This window comes from Streptomyces sp. BBFR25 (assembly GCF_044590125.1).
Lineage (GTDB): Bacteria > Actinomycetota > Actinomycetes > Streptomycetales > Streptomycetaceae > Streptomyces > Streptomyces canus_D.
The window spans coordinates 5,223,561-5,242,011 of sequence record NZ_CP172447.1; the positions used below are offsets into that span (position 1 = coordinate 5,223,561).

At 71.6% G+C, this 18,451-nt stretch carries 16 protein-coding genes; 7 read left to right on the forward strand and 9 right to left on the reverse strand.

Features of this window, described 5'->3' with window-relative positions:
• Positions 1 to 173 precede the first annotated feature (173 nt).
• The gene (locus tag ACGH52_RS24000; RefSeq protein WP_059302196.1) at positions 174 to 905 is read left to right on the forward strand and encodes a SigE family RNA polymerase sigma factor; all 732 of its coding nucleotides are present in this window, start codon (positions 174 to 176) and stop codon (positions 903 to 905) included.
• Positions 906 to 1,153: 248 nt separating this feature from the next.
• On the opposite strand, the gene ACGH52_RS24005 is transcribed toward ACGH52_RS24000, so the two are convergent.
• On the reverse strand, positions 1,154 to 1,756 hold the full coding sequence (locus tag ACGH52_RS24005) for a hypothetical protein (protein WP_059302195.1): 603 nt from the start codon (positions 1,754 to 1,756) through the stop codon (positions 1,154 to 1,156).
• A gap of 192 nt (positions 1,757 to 1,948) precedes the next feature.
• Here ACGH52_RS24005 and ACGH52_RS24010 point away from each other — a divergent pair, with 192 nt between their 5' ends.
• Complete coding sequence (locus ACGH52_RS24010) at positions 1,949 to 2,353, forward strand: hypothetical protein (protein WP_059302194.1); 405 nt, start codon at positions 1,949 to 1,951, stop codon at positions 2,351 to 2,353.
• Between the two features lie 151 nt (positions 2,354 to 2,504).
• Positions 2,505 to 4,550: a bifunctional serine/threonine-protein kinase/glutamate ABC transporter substrate-binding protein gene (locus ACGH52_RS24015; protein WP_399942215.1), complete on the forward strand. Its 2,046-nt coding sequence runs from the start codon at positions 2,505 to 2,507 to the stop codon at positions 4,548 to 4,550.
• Positions 4,551 to 4,621: 71 nt separating this feature from the next.
• On the opposite strand, the gene ACGH52_RS24020 is transcribed toward ACGH52_RS24015, so the two are convergent.
• The 3 genes from ACGH52_RS24020 to deoC are packed head-to-tail and all read right to left on the reverse strand — an operon-like array spanning position 4,622 to position 7,969.
• Positions 4,622 to 5,539, reverse strand: coding sequence for an aldehyde dehydrogenase family protein (locus ACGH52_RS24020; protein WP_399942218.1), 918 nt, complete (start codon positions 5,537 to 5,539; stop codon positions 4,622 to 4,624).
• Complete coding sequence (locus ACGH52_RS24025) at positions 5,532 to 6,968, reverse strand: aldehyde dehydrogenase family protein (RefSeq protein WP_123625922.1); 1,437 nt, start codon at positions 6,966 to 6,968, stop codon at positions 5,532 to 5,534. The genes ACGH52_RS24020 and ACGH52_RS24025 overlap by 8 nt, the downstream gene beginning before the upstream one ends.
• A gap of 5 nt (positions 6,969 to 6,973) precedes the next feature.
• Positions 6,974 to 7,969, reverse strand: coding sequence for a deoxyribose-phosphate aldolase (gene deoC / locus ACGH52_RS24030; protein ID WP_059302237.1), 996 nt, complete (start codon positions 7,967 to 7,969; stop codon positions 6,974 to 6,976).
• A 114-nt stretch (positions 7,970 to 8,083) separates the two neighbouring features.
• Here deoC and ACGH52_RS24035 point away from each other — a divergent pair, with 114 nt between their 5' ends.
• Positions 8,084 to 8,782 (forward strand): PH domain-containing protein, encoded by a 699-nt coding sequence (locus tag ACGH52_RS24035; RefSeq protein WP_210975905.1) that lies wholly within the window; start codon positions 8,084 to 8,086, stop codon positions 8,780 to 8,782.
• 67 nt (positions 8,783 to 8,849) lie between these two features.
• Here ACGH52_RS24035 and ACGH52_RS24040 read toward each other — a convergent pair whose 3' ends face one another.
• From ACGH52_RS24040 to ACGH52_RS24050, 3 genes are all read right to left on the reverse strand, one after another.
• Positions 8,850 to 10,505, reverse strand: coding sequence for a phospho-sugar mutase (locus ACGH52_RS24040; protein WP_399946867.1), 1,656 nt, complete (start codon positions 10,503 to 10,505; stop codon positions 8,850 to 8,852).
• A gap of 541 nt (positions 10,506 to 11,046) precedes the next feature.
• Positions 11,047 to 11,883: a purine-nucleoside phosphorylase gene (locus ACGH52_RS24045; protein WP_059301045.1), complete on the reverse strand. Its 837-nt coding sequence runs from the start codon at positions 11,881 to 11,883 to the stop codon at positions 11,047 to 11,049.
• 94 nt (positions 11,884 to 11,977) lie between these two features.
• Positions 11,978 to 12,415, reverse strand: a complete 438-nt coding sequence (locus ACGH52_RS24050) for a gamma-glutamylcyclotransferase (protein WP_059301044.1) — start codon at positions 12,413 to 12,415, stop codon at positions 11,978 to 11,980.
• Positions 12,416 to 12,501: 86 nt separating this feature from the next.
• Here ACGH52_RS24050 and ACGH52_RS24055 point away from each other — a divergent pair, with 86 nt between their 5' ends.
• Both ACGH52_RS24055 and ACGH52_RS24060 read left to right on the forward strand, forming a co-directional pair.
• Positions 12,502 to 13,950: an NAD(P)H-quinone dehydrogenase gene (locus tag ACGH52_RS24055; RefSeq protein WP_059301043.1), complete on the forward strand. Its 1,449-nt coding sequence runs from the start codon at positions 12,502 to 12,504 to the stop codon at positions 13,948 to 13,950.
• A 178-nt stretch (positions 13,951 to 14,128) separates the two neighbouring features.
• A complete protein-coding gene (locus tag ACGH52_RS24060; RefSeq protein ID WP_076975979.1) occupies positions 14,129 to 15,109 on the forward strand; it encodes a DeoR/GlpR family DNA-binding transcription regulator in 981 nt (326 codons plus the stop codon).
• Positions 15,110 to 15,202: 93 nt separating this feature from the next.
• On the opposite strand, the gene ACGH52_RS24065 is transcribed toward ACGH52_RS24060, so the two are convergent.
• A complete protein-coding gene (locus ACGH52_RS24065; protein WP_076975980.1) occupies positions 15,203 to 16,975 on the reverse strand; it encodes a biotin carboxylase N-terminal domain-containing protein in 1,773 nt (590 codons plus the stop codon).
• Positions 16,976 to 17,349: 374 nt separating this feature from the next.
• Between ACGH52_RS24065 and ACGH52_RS24070 the strand changes: the two genes are divergently transcribed.
• Complete coding sequence (locus ACGH52_RS24070) at positions 17,350 to 17,835, forward strand: hypothetical protein (protein ID WP_399942224.1); 486 nt, start codon at positions 17,350 to 17,352, stop codon at positions 17,833 to 17,835.
• Here ACGH52_RS24070 and ACGH52_RS24075 read toward each other — a convergent pair.
• Complete coding sequence (locus ACGH52_RS24075; protein WP_076975982.1) at positions 17,804 to 18,427, reverse strand: nucleoside triphosphate pyrophosphatase; 624 nt, start codon at positions 18,425 to 18,427, stop codon at positions 17,804 to 17,806. The two genes, ACGH52_RS24070 and ACGH52_RS24075, sit on opposite strands and share 32 nt — an antisense overlap.
• Between the last annotated feature and the right edge of the window lie 24 nt (positions 18,428 to 18,451).

Below are 18,451 nucleotides of genomic sequence, written 5' to 3' on the forward strand. Positions count from 1 at the left end.
ACCTGTGGGTGAGGTTGGGGCCCCAAGACGCCGCCGGACCCTGTGAAGGAAGGGTGCCGCAGACGTGACGGACCCCTGTGACAGCTCTGTGACAGTCGGCGGACACGGCCATGAAGTCACCGCGGCAAGCTTTTCGACACAAGCAACCGGCAGTCCACGACGGGGGGCGCGAGATGAACACGCTGAAGGGCACCAACACCAGCGCAGTGGTCACGCGTCTGCACGACGTGCACGCACACCGGGGTTCCGAGAAGTCCGGTGCTGTGAGCGGGCGGGGGTGCGCTCGCGGCACCGGGCGTCAGCACACCGCGTACATGACGGTGGTTGACGCGAACCAGGGGGAAACGGGGAACACGGGGGACCGGGGGGAGCGTCGTTCCCTGTCGGAGGCGGAGTTCACCGCCTACGTCCAGGAACGCCGCTCCTCCCTGTACGCAACGGCCTACCACCTCACCGGCGACCGCTTCGAGGCCGAGGACCTGCTGCAGAGCGCGCTGTTCTCGACCTACCGGGCGTGGGACCGGATCAGCGACAAGGCGGCGGTCGGCGGATACCTCCGCCGCACCATGACCAACCTGCACATCAGCGCCTGGCGGCGCCGCAAGCTCAACGAGTACCCGACCGAGGAACTGCCGGAGACGCCCGGCGACATGGACGCGATGCGCGGCACCGAGCTGCGCACGGTCCTGTGGCAGGCGCTGGCCCGGCTGCCCGAGCTCCAGCGCACCATGCTGGTCCTGCGCTACTACGAGGGCCGTACGGACCCGGAGATCGCGGACATCCTCGACATCAGTGTCGGCACGGTGAAGTCCAGCATCTGGCGCTCGCTGCGTCGGCTGCGCGAGGACGAGGTCCTCAGCTTCGGCCGTGACCAGGAGGACGCCTTCGGCGAACTGGTCGCCTGAAGGTACGGGCCGGGTCGACCGGCCCGAGGGGGCGGGGCCCCGTGAAAAAAGTTTCGAGCCGGGGTGTATCAGGGGGAGGGGACCGGGCTCTTACTCACGGGGAAGCACCACGGGGGAACAACGGGGGACACGGGGGACGGGGATCACGGGGGATCCACGGGGGAGCGGAAAGGGAGCGGGACTGGAGGGCCGGGGGGTCTGTCCAGTCCCGCTTCTGCGTGTTCGAAGGGGCGAGGGGCGAGGGGGCGTTATGCGGCCGTACGGCTGGTGACGCACCGGCCCGCCGCCGCGGCCGCCAGTCGGCCCATCGCCTCGTCCCGGTCGCAGGCGTGGGCGCCCAGGGCCGTCTGCCGGGCGATGACCGACCGCTCCTGCCGCATCAGTCGCCAGCCCCTGCGCAGCAGGAACGGCACGGACTTGCGGCCCTCGCGCAGATCCCGCAGGAACCGGCGGCGGAAGGTCGTCAGCGGACCCCGGCTCAGACACAGTGCGTCGGCCAGCACGCCCAGCTCCCGGCAGCGGTCCACCAGTTCCGCGGCGAAGATGCCCTCCGCGAGGAACAGCGGCGTCCGGCCGATGTCGACCGTCGTCTCGCCGGTGCGGGCACTGAGCGAGATGTCGTAGACGGGCACGCCGGTACGCCCCGTGCGGCACAGCTCCCCGATGGCGGCGACCGCCGCGTCCGCGTCCCACGACGCCGCGTGGTCCCAGTCGATGTCGGAACTGAGCGGGACCGTCGGCAGCGTCGGGTCGGTGCCCTCCTTGTAGAAGTCGTCGAGGCGCAGCACCGGGAGACCGGAGTGCGCGGCGAGGAGGGACTTGCCGGAGCCGGAGGGGCCGCAGAGCAGCACGACTCGCGTCGGTATGGGCGGATGGGAGCTCACGGGACACCAGTCTGAGGCATCGAACGGCCGCCGTACGACCCCGCGGGTGGACTTTGCAGCACGCGTCACATCTCGGCTGCGCTGCGCGGTGACCTGATCACGGTCCGCACTGTTATCAGGGCAGTCCGTAGCAATCCACACCAAGAGGTGGCAGCACCGATGGCCCGACACGCGTCCCCCCGCACCCCGCACGCCCAGCGCGCCCTGGTCGCCCTCGCGACTGCCGGGGCCGCCCTGGCGGCAGGAGCGGCGACGGCTTCCGCGGACAGCGGCGAGACGATCGCCGGCCTGGCCCACACCCGCCCCACCTCGCTGGGAAACATCGACCCGCAGGCGGGCGTCCAGGCGGTGACCGGCATCGTCGGCTACGTCACCGGCCCGGTCGCCGACCTCAAGCCGAACCCGCTGGCCGGCACCGGAGTCGACCCGCTGGACAACGGCGTCGGCACGAAAGTCGCCGACTTCCAGCCGCTGACCTCGACGGCGCTCACCGGGCCGGTCGCCCAGGCCCAGTCGCTGGGCAGCGTGCCGGTGGTGGGGCAGGCGACGGAACTGCTGCGCTGACGCGGTCCGCGCGCCGGGCCGCGATCCTCCGAGAAGGAGGTCGCGGCCCGGCTGCGCGCGCTCTGCCCGGACCTTTGTCACGCGGATTCCCCGGTGCGGCCGTCTAATCTGGGGTGATCCACGTTTCGCGCACGACGTGCAAGGGGGCCGGGTGCACAACGACGACGGATTCAACGGGGCTGACGGCGGCACCGACGGGCAGCCCGAGGACCGACGGGTCACGAGGAGTCCCTCCCACGACGGTCCTTCCGTCCCGCACACCGTGATCGAGGGCCGTTACGAGCTGCTGGAGCCCATCGGCAGCGGCGGCATGGGCGAGGTCTGGAAGGCCCACGACCGGCGGCTGCGCCGGTTCGTCGCCGTGAAGGGGCTCCTCGACCGCAGGGCCATGACCCCGGACACGCAGAAGGCGGCGATGCAGCGGGCCCGTCGCGAGGCGGAGGCGCTCGCCAAGATCGAGCACCAGAACGTGGTGACGGTCCACGACCAGATCGAGACCGCCGACCAGGTCTGGATCGTGATGAAGCTGCTGGAAGGGCGTTCGCTGGCCGACGTGTTGAGCCGTGACGGGGTGCTCGGCGTGCCCAGGGCGGCGGCCGTCGCCCTGGGGATGGCCCAGGGCCTGCGGGCGGTCCACGAGGCGTCGGTCCTGCACCGCGACGTCAAGCCGGGCAACGTGCTGGTGCGGGACAGCGGCCAGGTGGTGCTGGTGGACTTCGGCATCGCGACCTTCGAGGGCGCGGACCGGGTCACCCGGTACGGCGGAGTCATCGGCACACCCCCCTACCTGGCGCCAGAACTCTTCGCCCCCGCCACCCCCGGCCCCACACCCGCCTCCGACCTGTGGGCGCTGGGCGTCACTCTGTACGAGATGGTCGAGGGCCACCTGCCCTTCGGGGGCAACGAGGTCTGGGAGGTGCAGGCGAACATCCAGCAGTCGCCCGACCCCGTGCTCCGGTACGCGGGGCCCCTGGGCCCCGTCATCCAGGGGCTGTTGGCCGTGGACCCGGACAGGCGCCTGGACGCGGCCTCGGCGGAGGCGATGCTCCAGGAAGTCCTCGCGGGCTCGGGCACGCCGACCGCCGCGCGGGCCGCCACACCCGCCCAACCGCCCACGACCCGGCCCACGCCGCCCGCCGCGTCCTCCCCCGAACCCGTCCCTTCCGAAGCCGTCCTTTCCGGAACTGCGGCTTCCGGAGCCGTGCCTTCCGGAACGGCGCCTTCGGGGGCGTCGTCGGCGTCGCGTGAGCGGCGCGGCCGGTTCCGGGGCTGGAAGGTGGCGGCGGCCGCGGCATGTGTCGTACTGCTGGCCGGTGGAGGCTGGCTCGTCTCGCGGGGCGACTCCGGAGGCGAGCGGGACGACGCCTCCGGGCAGCAGGCAGGAGGGTCCGCCGGGGGTGACGCGGAGCAGGCGTGGGAGCAGTGGCAGAGCGCCAGGAAAAGGCTGACGATCGGTGCCAAGGAGGATCAGCCCGGGCTGAGCTTCTACGACAAGGACACCGGGGTGTGGAGCGGGTTCGACATCGACATCGCCTACGCCCTCGCCCAAAAACTGGGCTACGGCAAGGAAGCGGTGGACTTCTACGGGGTGACCACGGCCAACCGGGCCAGCAAGCTGAAGAACGGCGAAGTGGACCTGGTCATCGCCTCGTACAGCATGACGCCCGCCCGCGAGAAGCGGGACGGCATCAACTTCGTCGGCCCCTACTACAAGGCGGGCAGCAGCCTCCTGGTGCGCAAGAACTCCGAGAAATACGACCTGGACGAAGCCGTCGACGTGAAGCGGAACCAGGTCGAGGTGTGCACGGCGCGGGACTCCACGTACGCGGACAAGTTGCAGGAGGACGGCTACACCACGGGGAAGTGGCAGCCCGACACCTACAAGGAGTGCGTGGAAAGACTGCTGGACAAGCGCTCGAGCGTGTACGCGGTCGCCTCGGACGACGTTCTGCTCGCCGGGTACGCCCAGAACGATCCGGCGCATCTGAAACTGCTGCCCAGCGGCGCGGGCACGGAGCCCTACGGGGTGGCGATGCGGAAGGACGACCCTCTCCTGAAGAGCAAGGTGTGCTCGGGGCTCCAGGAGATCCTGGCGGGCAAGGAGTGGTCGGAGATGTACATGAAGGACCTGTCCCCGCTGACGGGACGGAAGACCGCGCCGAGCAGGCCGGAGCTGAGGCCGTGCTCGGACGCGTGAGAGCCGCGGCTCCTCCGGACGGAGAGGAGCCGCGGCCCGTCGGCGTCGGCGCCGAGTGACGGTGGAGTCGGTCAGTACGACGAACCCGACGCGCCCAGCGCGCCCGTCGGATGCCAGACCGTCTTGGTCTCCAGGAACGCCGTCATGCGGTCGGTGCCCGGGGACGCCGACCAGTCGGCGTCGTCCACAGGCTGTGGACGCAGGACGCGCTTGAGGTTGTCCGCCGCCGCGATCTCCAGCTCCTTCGCCAGCGTCTCGTCGGCGCCCGCGAGGTCGATGGCGTTGACGTCCTGGTGGGCGGCGAGCGGGGTGGCGATCTCGGCCGTACGGCCGGAGAGGATGTTGACCACGCCGCCGGGGAGGTCGGAGGTGGCCAGGACCTCGCCGAGGGAGAGGGCCGGCAGCGGGGACTTCTCGCTCGCGATCACGACCGCCGTGTTGCCGGTGGCGATGACGGGGGCGACGACCGAGACCAGGCCGAGGAAGGACGACTTCTGCGGGGCCAGGACGGCCACGACGCCCGTCGGTTCCGGGGAGGAGAGGTTGAAGAAGGGGCCCGCGACCGGGTTGCCGCCGCCGACCACCTGGGCGATCTTGTCGGTCCAGCCCGCGTACCAGACCCAGCGGTCGATCGCGGCGTCCACCTGCGCCGCCGCCTTCGACTTCGACAGGCCCTCGGCGTCGGCGACCTCCGCCACGTACTGGTCGCGGCGGCCCTCCAGCATCTCGGCGATCCGGTAGAGGATCTGGCCGCGGTTGTACGCCGTGGCGCCCGACCAGCCGCCGAACGCCTTGCGCGCGGCGACCACCGCGTCCCGGGCGTCCTTGCGGGAGGAGAGGGGGGCGTTCGCCAGCCAGTTCTGCTTCCCCGCCGCGTCAGCGGCTGATGTCTGCGTCGTCACCTCGTACACCCGGCCGCTCTCGGAACGCGGGAACTTCCCGCCGACGTACAGCTTGTAGGTCTTCAGCACGCTGAGTCGCTCAGACATCGAGGTACGCCTCCAGGCCGTGGCGGCCGCCCTCGCGGCCGAAGCCCGACTCCTTGTAGCCGCCGAACGGCGACGTCGGGTCGAACTTGTTGAACGTGTTGGACCAGATCACACCCGCGCGGAGCTTGTTCGCGACCGCCAGGATGCGCGAGCCCTTCTCCGTCCAGATGCCCGCCGACAGGCCGTACGGGGTGTTGTTGGCCTTGGCGACCGCCTCGTCCGGCGTGCGGAAGGTGAGGACGGACAGGACCGGGCCGAAGATCTCGTCGCGGGCGACCGTGTGCGCCTGGGTGACGTTCGTGAAGAGCGTCGGGGCGAACCAGTAGCCGGAGGAGGGAAGTTCACAGGCCGGGGACCAGCGTTCGGCGCCCTCCGCCTCGCCCTGGTCCGCGAGGGCGGTGATACGGGCCAGCTGCTCGGCGGAGTTGATCGCGCCGATGTCCGTGTTCTTGTCCAGGGGGTCGCCCAGGCGCAGGGTGGTGAGCCGCCGCTTGAGGGAGTCGAGCAGCTCGTCGTGGATCGACTCCTGCACCAGGAGGCGGGAGCCCGCGCAGCAGACCTGGCCCTGGTTGAAGAAGATGCCGTTGACGATGCCCTCGACGGCCTGGTCGATCGGGGCGTCGTCGAAGACGATGTTGGCGCCCTTGCCGCCCAGCTCCAGGGTGAGCTTCTTGCGGGTGCCCGCCACCGTGCGCGCGATCTGCTTGCCGACGGCCGTGGAGCCGGTGAAGGCGACCTTGTTCACGTCGGGGTGGGCGGTCAGCGCCGCTCCGGCGCGGCCGTCACCGGTGATGATGTTGACGACGCCCCTGGGGAGCCCGGCCTGGCGGCAGATGTCCGCGAAGAACAGGGCGGAGAGAGGGGTCGTCTCGGCGGGCTTCAGGACCACCGTGTTGCCGGTGGCCAGGGCCGGGGCGATCTTCCACGCCAGCATCAGGAGCGGGAAGTTCCAGGGGATGACCTGGCCCGCCACGCCCAGGGGGCGGGGGTTGGCGCCGTAACCGGCGTGGTCGAGCTTGTCGGCCCAGCCCGCGTAGTAGAAGAAGTGCGCCGCCACCAGGGGGAGGTCCGCGTCGCGGGTCTCCCTGATCGGCTTGCCGTTGTCCAGGGTCTCCAGGACGGCCAGCTCGCGGCTGCGCTCCTGGATGAGGCGGGCGATGCGGAAGAGGTACTTCGCGCGCTCCGCGCCGGGCAGCGCCGACCACTTCTCGAAGGCCTTGCGGGCGGCCTTCACGGCGCGGTCGACGTCCGCCTCGCCTGCCTCGGCGACCTCGGAGAGGACCTCCTCGGTGGCGGGGGAGACCGTCTTGAAGACCTTGCCGTCGGCCGCCTCGGTGAACTCGCCGTCGATGAACAGGCCGTAGGAGGGGGCGATGTCGACGACCGTGCGCGACTCCGGCGCCGGTGCGTACTCGAATGCGGGTGCCATGGTGATCAGTCCACCGTCACGTAGTCGGGGCCGCTGTAACGGCCGGTGGCCAGCTTCTGGCGCTGCATCAACAGGTCGTTCAGGAGCGAGGAGGCGCCGAAGCGGAACCAGTGGTTGTCCAGCCAGTCCGCGCCCGCCGTCTCGTTGACCAGGACCAGGAACTTGATCGCGTCCTTCGCGGTGCGGATGCCGCCGGCCGGCTTCACGCCCACCTGGACGCCGGTCTGGGCGCGGAAGTCGCGGACCGCCTCCAGCATCAGGAGGGTGTTGGCGGGCGTGGCGTTGACCGCGACCTTGCCGGTGGACGTCTTGATGAAGTCCGCCCCGGCCAGCATGCCGAGCCAGCTGGCGCGGCGGATGTTGTCGTACGTCGACAGCTCGCCGGTCTCGAAGATGACCTTCAGGCGCGCGGCCGTTCCGCAGGCCTCGCGTACGGCGGTGATCTCGTCGTACACCTTCATGTAGTGCCCGGCGAGGAACGCGCCCCGGTCGATGACCATGTCGACCTCGTCCGCGCCCGCCGTCACGGCCTCGCGCACGTCGGCCAGCTTGACGGCCAGCGAGGCGCGGCCGGCCGGGAACGCCGTGGCCACCGAGGCGACCTTCACGCCGGAACCGGCGACGGCTTCCCTGGCCGTGGGCACCATGTCGGGGTACACGCAGACGGCAGCGGTGGCGGGGGCCGTGCGGTCGGTCGGGTCGGGGCGGACCGCCTTCGCGCCGAGCGCCCGGACCTTGCCCGGGGTGTCCGCGCCTTCCAGCGTCGTCAGGTCGACCATCGAGATGGCGAGGTCGAGGGCGTACGCCTTCGCGGTGGTCTTGATGGAACGGGTGCCGAGGGAGGCGGCGCGCGCCTCCAGGCCGACCGTGTCTACGCCGGGCAGTCCGTGGAGGAAGCGGCGCAGGGTGCTGTCGGACGCGGTGACGTCGGCGAATCCTTGAGCGGGTCCGTTCACGGGGCCCTGTGCGGATCCGTTCGCGGCGGGTGCAGTGGTGGGCATGGTCACCAGGTGAGCATATCTACGCGCGTAGCGGTCTGTACAGTCCCCCGGGCTCGTCCGATGTACCGGCACCGCATGTGAGCGTCGGGCGGGCCGTCGGGCACAATCGGCAGCATGAGCACGCCGGAGCCCCAGTCATCCTCGCCGCAGCCGCCGGGACCCGTGTCCAAGGACCGGGCCTACCGCTCGCCCGCGGGTATCTCCGGCGGCGTGCTGGTACTCGCCCTCGCGCTGTGGCTGGGCATCGACGCCCTGGTCTCGGGCGAGGGGGACACCCGCTGGAAGGCGCTGGCGGCGCTGGTCTTCCTGGTGCCGCTCGTCGCCGCCTACACCGTGCGGCCCGCGGTCTTCGCGAACGACGACCGGATGCGGGTGCGCAATCCGTTCCGCGTGATCGTGCTCCCCTGGGCGCGGGTCGAGTCGTTCCGGTCCGCGTACACCAACGAGGTCTTCGCCGAGGGCGGCGCCAAGTACCAGCTCTGGTCCATCCCCGTCTCGCTGCGCGGACGCAAGAAGGCCGCGCGGCAGGAGGACCGGCGGGTGGCCGGTGGCGCCGGTGGTCTCGGTGGTGGGCGCAGGCGGGGTGTGCTCGGTGGTGTGGGGCAGTTCGGGTCCCGGGCCGACGCCGTGGGGGCCGACGGGCCGGTGCGGGCCGAGGCCGACAAGGTCATGGACGAGTTGCGTGAGCTGTGGGAGGCGCGGCGCGAGGCCGCGGAGTCCCAGGGGGACGTGACGGTGCGGTGGGCGTACGAGATCGTCGTGCCGGTAGTGGTGGGGGCGGTGGCGCTGGGGGTGCTGTTCGCGGTGGGGTGAGGGGTCCGCCCGTGGCCTGGGGGGCCTTTGGTGGCCGGGGGTGCCTTCGGGCGCCCCCGGCTTTTCGCTAGATGCCTGCCGCCGTCGCGAAGTCGCGCTTGAGTTCCGTCAGCAGGTCCGTCGCCTTCGCCCGGGCGGCCGGGAGACCGGCGTGCGTGGCCACCGGGACGACCACCTCCAGGTAGCACTTCAGCTTGGGCTCCGTACCGCTCGGGCGGACGATCACCCGGGCGCCGTCCAGCGTGTAGCGCAGGCCGTCGGTGGGCGGGAGGGTGTCCGTGCCCCGGGCGAGGTCCTCCGCCTTGGTGACGGGGAGGCCCGCGAGGGTCGTCGGGGGCTGTTCGCGCAGGCGGCGCATCGCGGCGGCGATGAGGGAGAGGTCCTGCACGCGGACCGAGAGCTGGTCGGTGGCGTGCAGACCGTGCTCCACGGCGATGTCGTCGAGGAGGTCGAGGAGGGTGCGGCCGGCTTCCTTCAGGGTGGACGCCAGCTCCGTGATGAGGAGGGCCGCGGTGATGCCGTCCTTGTCGCGGACGCCGTCCGGGTCGACGCAGTAGCCGAGGGCCTCCTCGTAGCCGTAGCGGATGTTCTCGGCCCGGGCGATCCACTTGAAGCCGGTCAGGGTCTCGACGTGGGGGAGGTTCGCCTTCGCGGCGATGCGGCCGAGGAGGGACGACGAGACGATCGACTCCGCGAACGTGCCGTGCGCTCCGCGGGTGACCAGGTGGGCGGCGAGGAGGGTGCCGACCTCGTCGCCCCGGAGCATGCGCCAGCCGGTGGTGGCGGTGGGGTCGGGTACGGCCACTGCCAGGCGGTCCGCGTCCGGGTCGTTGGCGATGATCAGGTCGGGGGTCGTCTCCCTCGCCTTCGCGTAGGCGAGGTCCATCGCGCCGGGCTCTTCCGGGTTGGGGAAGGCGACGGTGGGGAAGTCCGGATCGGGGTCGGCCTGCTCGGTGACGAGGGTGGGCCGCGGGAAGCCTGCGCGGGCGAAGGCGGCGAGGAGGGTGTCCTTGCCGACGCCGTGCATCGCGGTGTAGACGGTGCGGGCGGTGCGGGGGGAGTGGGGGGCGAGGACGGCGTCCGTGCGGGTGAGGTAGGCGTCCAGGACGTCGTCGCCGAGGGTCTGCCAGCCGGTCTCGGGGCGGGGGACGTCGTGGAGGGTGCGTACGGCGTCGATCTCGGCGGCGATGTCGGCGTCGGCGGGGGGCACGATCTGGGAGCCGTCGCCGAGGTAGACCTTGTAGCCGTTGTCGCGGGGCGGGTTGTGGCTGGCGGTGACCTCCACTCCGGCGACGGCGCCGAGGTGGCGGATCGCGAAGGCGAGGACGGGGGTGGGGAGGGGGCGGGGGAGTACGGCTGCCCGGAGGCCCGCGCCGGTCATCACGGCGGCGGTGTCGCGGGCGAAGTCCGCGGACTTGTGGCGGGCGTCGTAGCCGATGACGACCAGGCCGGCCGTGTCGTCCCCGTGGGGGGTTCCCTGCTTCTTGAGGTACGCGGCGAGGCCGGCGGCGGCGCGGATGACGACCGAGCGGTTCATGCGCATCGGGCCGGCGCCGAGTTCGCCGCGCAGGCCCGCGGTGCCGAACTGGAGGGTGCCGGAGAAGGGTGCGGTGAGCTCGGCGTGGTCCTCGGCCTCGATGAGGCGGGCGAGTTCCGCGCGGGTGTCCGCGTCGGGGTCCTCGGCCAGCCATGCCTTGGCTCGTGCGAGGAGGTCGTCTTGCACGTCTTGCACGTCGGTCAGCCTCTCGGTGTCGGGTGGTGTGTGGTGCGGGTGCGGGTGCCTGCGGCGCCTGTGCGGGGTGGGTGGGGGTGCGCGTTGCGCGGTGCGTTGTCTGTGGGTCGGGGCCGCGCCGGGGGGTGTCCGTCCTCGGAACGGCGCGGAATCGGTCACTTACAGAGGCTCGGGGCGTTGACGCGCCAACCGCTGCGGGCGGACACCCCCCGACACGTCCCCTTCTCGCCGTACCTACCTAACTGCGGCCCGTCGCTTCCCGTCCCCGCTGCGGGCCGTCGCCCCCGCCCTAGCTGCGGGCAGTCGTGCCTCCCCCAGTGCCTGAACGGCCTGGGAGGTACCCCCAGGCGGCACGGGTGGGCGGTGGGGGCACCTCCCGCTCGAGCGAAGCCGAGAGTGGGGGAGGCACCCCGCTACGCCGGGCCGCGTCCCCACCCCCCTGCGCCCACACCCGCGCCGGGTGCGAAGGGAACGCCGGGCCATGGCGCCCCCCCCGCGGGGGAACCGGACGACGCCGGGACAGTGAGCGCTGTTACAGCCGGCCCAGTACCTGCGTCAGGAGCTTGCCCATGCGGGCGGCGGAGTCGCGGCCTGCCTGGAGGACCTCCTCGTGGTTGAGGGGCTCGCCCGTCATGCCGGCGGCGAGGTTGGTGACCAGGGAGATGCCCAGCACCTCCGCCCCGGCCTCGCGGGCCGCGATCGCCTCCAGGACCGTCGACATGCCCACCAGGTCCGCACCGATGACGCGGGCCATGCGGATCTCGGCCGGGGTCTCGTAGTGCGGGCCGGGGAACTGGGCGTAGACGCCCTCCTCCAGCGTGGCGTCGACCTCCTTGCACAGGGCGCGCAGGCGGGGGGAGTAGAGGTCGGTGAGGTCGACGAAGTTGGCGCCGACGATGGGGGAGGTGGCGGTGAGGTTGATGTGGTCGCTGATCAGGACCGGCTGGCCGGGGCGCATGCCCTCGCGCAGGCCGCCGCAGCCGTTGGTCAGGATGATCGTCTTGGCGCCGGCCGCGACGGCGGTGCGGACGCCGTGGGAGACGGCGGCCACGCCGTGGCCCTCGTAGTAGTGGGTGCGGCCCAGGAAGACCAGCGCTCGCTTGTCGCCGATGGAGTACGAGCGGACCCTGCCGCCGTGGCCCTCCACCGCGGGCTTGGGGAAGCCCGGCAGGTCGGTGACCTGGAGATCGGCGTCGGGGGCGCCCAGGGCGTCCACGGCCGGTGCCCAGCCGGAGCCCATCACGAGGGCGACGTCGTGGGTCTCGGCGCCGGTGAGTTCGCGCAGGCGGGCCGCGGCGGCGTCGGCGGCGGCCCTCGGGTCAACTGGGGTGGCGCCCTGGATGTCGTCCGGAAGAAGAGAAGCGTTCACGCCGAAGAGGGTAGCCGGTTTGTGGCTACGCGCGTAGATGGCGGAGGTCACGGGATGGTGGTTTTTGGGTTGGAGGTTTTGACGAGGGCGGTCCTCAGCAGGGGCGCTTGCGGAGTTCCATCACGTAGTCGTGGGGGGCGCCGGCCGATTCGGCGGCGTCCGCCACCTCGCCCAGGTAGCGGGCGGAGGGCAGGCCGCCCTCGTAGCCGTTCAGGACGTAGGTCCAGGCGCCCTCCTCGCCCTCCAGGGTGTGCGCGCGGACCCGGGTGCGGCGGTAGATGTCCAGGCCCACGCCCTCCCAGCGGTCCATGGAGTCCTCGTCCATGGGGGCGATGTCGTAGAGGGCCACGAAGACCTGGGAGATCGGGTCCTCCACGAGCGTCGCCAGTGCACCCTCCCAGCCCATGTGCTCGCCCCCGAAGGTCAGTCGCCACCCGTTCAGCCAGCCGGTGGCGCGCAGCGGCGAGTGCGGGGCGCGGCGGGTCATCAGCCGCGCGTCGAGGTTGCCGGCGTAAGCGGCGTAGAGCGACATGAGGGGAAGGGTACGGCAGGGGTGTCGGGCATCGCTGTCGTAACGGTGGCGGCCCCGGGCGGCCTCTCGTTGAAGGGTGCGGGACAATGGGGTACGTGACTCGGATCGTGATCATTGGTGGCGGACCCGGCGGATACGAAGCGGCGCTGGTGGCCGCTCAGCTCGGCGCGGAGGTGACCGTCGTCGACTGCGACGGTCTGGGCGGGGCGTCGGTGCTGACCGACTGCGTGCCGTCCAAGACCCTCATCGCCACGGCTGAGGTGATGACCACCTTCGATTCCTCCTATGAGGAGCTGGGGATCATCGTCGCCGACGACACCCCGCCCATGGAGCAGGCCGCCCGGGTGGTGGGCGTCGATCTGGGCAAGGTCAACCGGCGCGTGAAGCGGCTCGCGCTGGCGCAGTCGCACGACATCACCGCCTCCGTGACGCGCGCCGGTGCGCGGGTCATGCGCGGGCGCGGGCGGCTGGAGGGCATGCAGGGGCTCGACGGCTCGCGGAAGGTCGTGGTGCGGGCCGCCGACGGGAGCGAGGAGACGCTGACCGCCGATGCGGTGCTCATCGCCACGGGTGGGCATCCGCGGGAGCTGCCGGACGCGCGGCCCGACGGCGAGCGCATCCTGAACTGGACCCAGGTGTACGACCTGGAGGAGCTGCCCGAAGAGCTGATCGTGGTCGGGTCCGGTGTCACCGGTGCCGAGTTCGCCGGGGCCTATCAGGCGCTGGGGTCGCGGGTCACGCTCGTGTCGTCGCGGGACCGGGTGCTGCCGGGTGAGGACCCGGACGCGGCGGCCGTGCTGGAGGACGTCTTCCGGCGGCGTGGGATGAACGTCATGTCGCGGTCGCGGGCCCAGTCCGTCAAGCGGGTGGGGGACCGGGTCGAGGTGACGCTGTCGGACGGGCGGGTCATCGGCGGGTCGCACTGTCTGATGGCCGTCGGTGCCATTCCCAACACGGAGGGGATGGGGCTGGAGGAGGCGGGAGTCCGGCTCAAGGACTCCGGGCACATCAAGACCGACCGGGTCTCGCGGACCTCGGCGCCCGGTGTGTACGCCGCCGGTGACGTCACCGGTGTCTTCGCGCTGGCCTCGGTGGCGGCGATGCAGGGGCGGATCGCCATGTACCACTTCCTCGGGGACGCCGTGACCCCGCTGAACTTGAAGACCGTGTCCGCCAACGTCTTCACCGACCCCGAGATCGCCACCGTCGGGTACTCGCAGGCCGACGTGGACGCGGGCAAGATCGATGCCCGCGTGGTGAAGCTGCCGCTGCTGCGCAACCCGCGCGCCAAGATGCAGGGCATCCGGGACGGCTTCGTCAAGATCTTCTGCCGGCCGGGTACCGAGATCGTGGTGGGTGGCGTTGTCGTGGCGCCGCGTGCTTCGGAGCTGATTCACCCCATCTCGATCGCCGTCGACAACAACCTGACGGTCGAACAGATCGCCAACGCCTTCACCGTGTATCCCTCGCTCTCGGGGTCGATCGCGGAGGTGGCGCGGCAGTTGCACACCCGGAAGGCCGGCGGAGAGCAGTAGCCGGGCGGGCGCGGCTGGAAACGACTCCCCGCTGGTCACGGGGAGTTGCGGCGCTTGCGCGCGGCATAGGCGGCCGGGGTAGGCCCGTATACCACTTCCGGTGGTGGCATGCGAACAACTTCTGTTATTCGGCGCATACTGCTGAAAGCAGACGGTCGTTGGGGTTACTGTCAGTTTCGTGTTCGCTGCAGAACGTCGCCAATTGATCCTCGAAATGGTGCGAGCGAACGGGGCCGTGTCGCTCCGTGAGCTCGCCCGCGTCGTCCAGACCTCCGAAGTGACCGTACGGCGGGACGTGCGCGCACTGGAGGCAGAAGGACTCCTCGACCGCCGGCACGGCGGTGCGGTACTGCCGGGCGGGTTCACGCGAGAGTCCGGCTTTCCGCAGAAATCCCATCTCGCGACCGCCGAGAAGACGGCCATCGCCGATCTCGCCGCGGGCCTCGTCGAAGAGGGCGAAGCCATCGTGGTGGGGGCGGGTACGACGACGCAGGAGCTGGCCCGCCGGCTCGCGCGGGTGCCCGGGCTGACCGTCGTCACCAATTCGCTGCTGGTCGCCCAGGCCCTCGCCCACGCCAACCGGGTCGAGGTGGTGATGACCGGAGGCACGCTCAGGGGGTCCAACTACGCCCTGGTGGGCTCGGGGGCCGAGCAGTCCCTCCAGGGGCTGCGGGTCTCCAAGGCCTTCCTGTCCGGGAGCGGGCTGACCGCCGAGCGGGGGCTGTCCACCTCCAACATGCTGTCGGCCTCCGTCGACCGGGCGCTGGTCCAGGCCGCCGCCGAGGTCGTCGTCCTCGCCGACCACACCAAGCTGGGTACGGACACCATGTTCCAGACCGTGCCCACCGACGTCATCACCCGTCTGGTCACCGACGAGTCGCCGGGCCACGACGACCGCGCCGCCACCGAGCTGCAGGCCCTGGCCGACCAGGGCGTGCAGATCGCCGTGGCCGGGGCGTCGGGGGGTGGTACGGCGACCGACACCGGGGCACCGGGGGCCTCGGGCGGTGAATCCGTAGCGCGTCAGCAGCGCCGGGACGTGCCGCTTCCGGGGCCGCGCCGGCAGGTTCCGGGTGCGGGGCTGCGTTCGGCCGCCGCCCTGGGCGAGCAGAGCGGCGGGGCGGAGCGGGCGCGCGTCGCCGACCTGCGTCGCCGGTAGGCGTCGCGCGGTCCCGTCGGGCAGTGACAGGGGCGCCCGGCGGACCGTGTGAAATGGTCCGCCGGGCGCCCCTGTCGTGTGGTGCGGGTGCCCTCAGTCCTTGATCTCGCAGATCGCGGCGCCCGACGTGATGGACGCGCCGATCTCGGCGCCCAGGCCCTTGATGGTGCCGGACTTGTGGGCGTTGAGGGGCTGTTCCATCTTCATCGCCTCCAGGACGACGATGAGGTCGCCCTCCTGGACCTCCTGGCCCTCCTCGACGGCGATCTTCACGATCGTGCCCTGCATGGGAGAGGCGAGGGTGTCGCCGGAGGCCGCGGGGCCGGACTTCTTCGCCGCGCGGCGCTTGGGACGGGCGCCCGCCGCCAGGCCGGTGCGGGCCAGCGACATGCCGAGCGAGGAGGGGAGGGAGACCTCCAGGCGCTTGCCGCCGACCTCGACGACGACCGTCTCACGGCCGCTCTCCTCGTCCGCCTCGGCGTCCGCGGGGGCGGTGAAGGGCTTGATCTCGTTGACGAACTCCGTCTCGATCCAGCGGGTGTGGACCGTGAACGGGTCGGTGGAGCCGGTGAGTTCGGGAGCGAAGGCCGGGTCGCGGACCACCGTGCGGTGGAACGGGATGGCGGTGGCCATGCCCTCGACCGTGAACTCGTCCAGGGCGCGGGCGGCGCGCTCCAGGGCTTCCTTGCGGGTGCGGCCGGTGACGATCAGCTTCGCCAGGAGCGAGTCCCAGGCCGGGCCGATCACGGAGCCGGACTCGACGCCCGCGTCCAGACGCACGCCCGGACCGGCGGGGCCTTCGAAGCGGGTGACGGTGCCGGGGGCGGGCAGGAAACCGCGGCCGGGGTCCTCGCCGTTGATGCGGAACTCGAAGGAGTGGCCCCGCAGGGCGGGATCGTCGTAGCCGAGTTCCTCGCCGTCGGCGATGCGGAACATCTCGCGGACCAGGTCGATGCCGGCGACTTCCTCGGTGACCGGGTGCTCGACCTGGAGGCGGGTGTTGACCTCCAGGAAGGAGATCGTGCCGTCCATGCCGACGAGGAACTCCACGGTGCCCGCGCCGACGTAACCGGCTTCCTTCAGGATCGCCTTGGAGGACGAGTACAGCTCCGCCAGCTGGGCTTCGGAGAGGAAGGGCGCCGGGGCCTCCTCGACCAGCTTCTGGTGGCGGCGCTGGAGCGAGCAGTCGCGGGTGGAGACGACGACCACGTTGCCGTGGGTGTCGGCCAGGCACTGGGTCTCCACGTGGCGGGGCTTGTCGAGGTAGCGCTCGACGAAGCACTCGCCGCGCCCGAAGGCGGCCACCGCCTCGCGGACGGCGGAGTCGTACAGCTCGGGGACCTCCTCCAGGGTGCGGGCGACCTTGAGTCCGCGGCCGCCGCCGCCGAAGGCGGCCTTGATCGCGATCGGCAGGCCGTGCTCCTTGGCGAAGGCGACGACCTCGTCCGCACCGGAGACCGGGTCGGGGGTCCCGGCGACCAGGGGGGCACCGGCCCGCTGGGCGATGTGCCGGGCGGCGACCTTGTCGCCCAGGTCGCGGATGGCGTGCGGCGGCGGGCCGATCCAGGTCAGACCGGCGTCCAGGACCGCCTGCGCGAACTCCGCGTTCTCGGAGAGGAATCCGTAGCCGGGGTGAATCGCGTCCGCGCCCGACTCGCGCGCGGCTTTCAGGACCTTCTCGATGTCCAGATAGCTGGTCGCGGGGGTGTCACCACCCAGGGCGAACGCCTCATCAGCGGCGCGGACATGCAATGCGTCCCGGTCCGGGTCCGCGTAGACGGCCACGCTCGCGATCCCGGCGTCCCGGCAGGCCCGGGCCACGCGGACAGCGATTTCGCCACGATTGGCGATGAGCACCTTGCGCACGATTGAGGCTCCCTCCTTGAAACAAGCCGAGTTTAGGGACTGCCGACACGGCACTTCGACCCGTCCCCAATGGTGAGCTTGCCCACACGGAGCGTGATTCGAGGCCCGCTCGACCCGCGAAAGCCCTTGTAGTACCGCGCTACGCAGGACTCCTGGGGGAAACCCTAGCCCCCCGATGTGGTCAAGGTCTCTGTAAGGGCGTGCTGCGGGCCACTCGGTTTCTTTGTGGAGTCCCTACTAATGGCCCAATGATTCTTTGCTCGTGCCGGAACCCTTGTGGCGAGGTTTACCCGTTAGTAGCGTTCCTCTGGTCTCGAACGTACTTGGGGTAACAGCTGTCCTGTGCGACAGCGGTCGAAGGTGGGTGGGGACCGGTGTCAGTGCGCAGGCCGGTGGCGTGGGCCGTGGCGGTCGTGCTGTTCGTGGAGGCGGTCGGCGTCGCGGCGCTGAACTGGTTCCTGGCGATCGTCGTCGACCGGCAGGACATGTCCCTGGCCGGTCTCGACCCGGACCTGATGTCCCTCTCCTCGAAGATCGGCGGGGTCGTCTTCGGGCTGTACTTCGCGCTGTGCGCCCTGGTCGCCCTGCTCGTGGCGCTGCGCGACCGCGCGCCCGCGGGGCTCGGGCGGGTCCTGCTGATCAGCGCCGCGGTGGTGCACGGGCTGCTCGGCGCCTTCACCTGGGGGCTGGTGGGGCCCGGCGCCTTCGCCTTCATGATCGTCGTACTGGCTCTGATCGTGCTGCTGCTGATGACGTACGACGCCCGGGAGGCGCCCGTGGCCGCCGGGCAGCGGCCCGAGGACGGTCAGGGCGGCGACGGCTCGCCGGTCAGCCCTCCGCCGGCGCCCACAACTCCGTGATTCCGGTGCCGAGGTCGGCGAGGAGCCGCCGCAGCAGGGGCAGGCTGAGGCCGATGACGTTCCCGTGGTCGCCCTCGATGCCGTCGATGAACGGGGCCGAGCGGCCGTCCAGGGTGAACGCCCCGGCGACGTACAGGGGCTCCCCGGAGGCCACGTAGGCGGCGATCTCGGCGTCGGTCGGCTCGCCGAAGCGGACGACCGTGGACGCGGTCGCCGAGACGTGGCGGCCGGAGGCGGTGTCCCAGACGCAGTGGCCGGTCTGCAGCGTGCCCGCCCGGCCGCGCATCGCCTTCCAGCGGGCGGTGGCCTCCTCGGCGTCCGCGGGCTTGCCGAGCGCCCGGCCGTCCAGGTCGAGCACCGAGTCGCAGCCGATCACCAGGGCGCCGTGCACCTCCGGCTTCGCGGCCACCACGGACGCCTTGGCCTCGGCCAGGGCGAGCGCCAGCTCGGCAGGGGTGGGGGCGGTGACGGCCTCCTCGTCGACGCCGCTCACCAGCACCTCCGGGGCCAGTCCGGCCTGGCGCAGCAGGCCGAGCCGGGCCGGGGACTGGGAGGCGAGAACGAGTCGGCGGCGGGGCTGAGCAGCAGTCATGGGCTCACATTAGCCACCCGGGGC

Excerpts from the sequence above, each read along its gene's own strand:
- ACGH52_RS24000 (WP_059302196.1), top strand. The coding sequence starts at position 174 with ATGAACACGCTGAAGGGCACCAACACCAGCGCAGTGGTCACGCGTCTG.
- ACGH52_RS24010 (WP_059302194.1), top strand. The coding sequence starts at position 1,949 with ATGGCCCGACACGCGTCCCCCCGCACCCCGCACGCCCAGCGCGCCCTG.
- ACGH52_RS24020 (WP_399942218.1), bottom strand. The coding sequence starts at position 5,539 with ATGTCTGAGCGACTCAGCGTGCTGAAGACCTACAAGCTGTACGTCGGC.
- ACGH52_RS24025 (WP_123625922.1), bottom strand. The coding sequence starts at position 6,968 with ATGGCACCCGCATTCGAGTACGCACCGGCGCCGGAGTCGCGCACGGTC.
- deoC (WP_059302237.1), bottom strand. The coding sequence starts at position 7,969 with ATGCCCACCACTGCACCCGCCGCGAACGGATCCGCACAGGGCCCCGTG.
- ACGH52_RS24035 (WP_210975905.1), top strand. The coding sequence starts at position 8,084 with ATGAGCACGCCGGAGCCCCAGTCATCCTCGCCGCAGCCGCCGGGACCC.
- ACGH52_RS24050 (WP_059301044.1), bottom strand. The coding sequence starts at position 12,415 with ATGTCGCTCTACGCCGCTTACGCCGGCAACCTCGACGCGCGGCTGATG.
- ACGH52_RS24055 (WP_059301043.1), top strand. The coding sequence starts at position 12,502 with ATGGGGTACGTGACTCGGATCGTGATCATTGGTGGCGGACCCGGCGGA.
- ACGH52_RS24075 (WP_076975982.1), bottom strand. The coding sequence starts at position 18,427 with ATGACTGCTGCTCAGCCCCGCCGCCGACTCGTTCTCGCCTCCCAGTCC.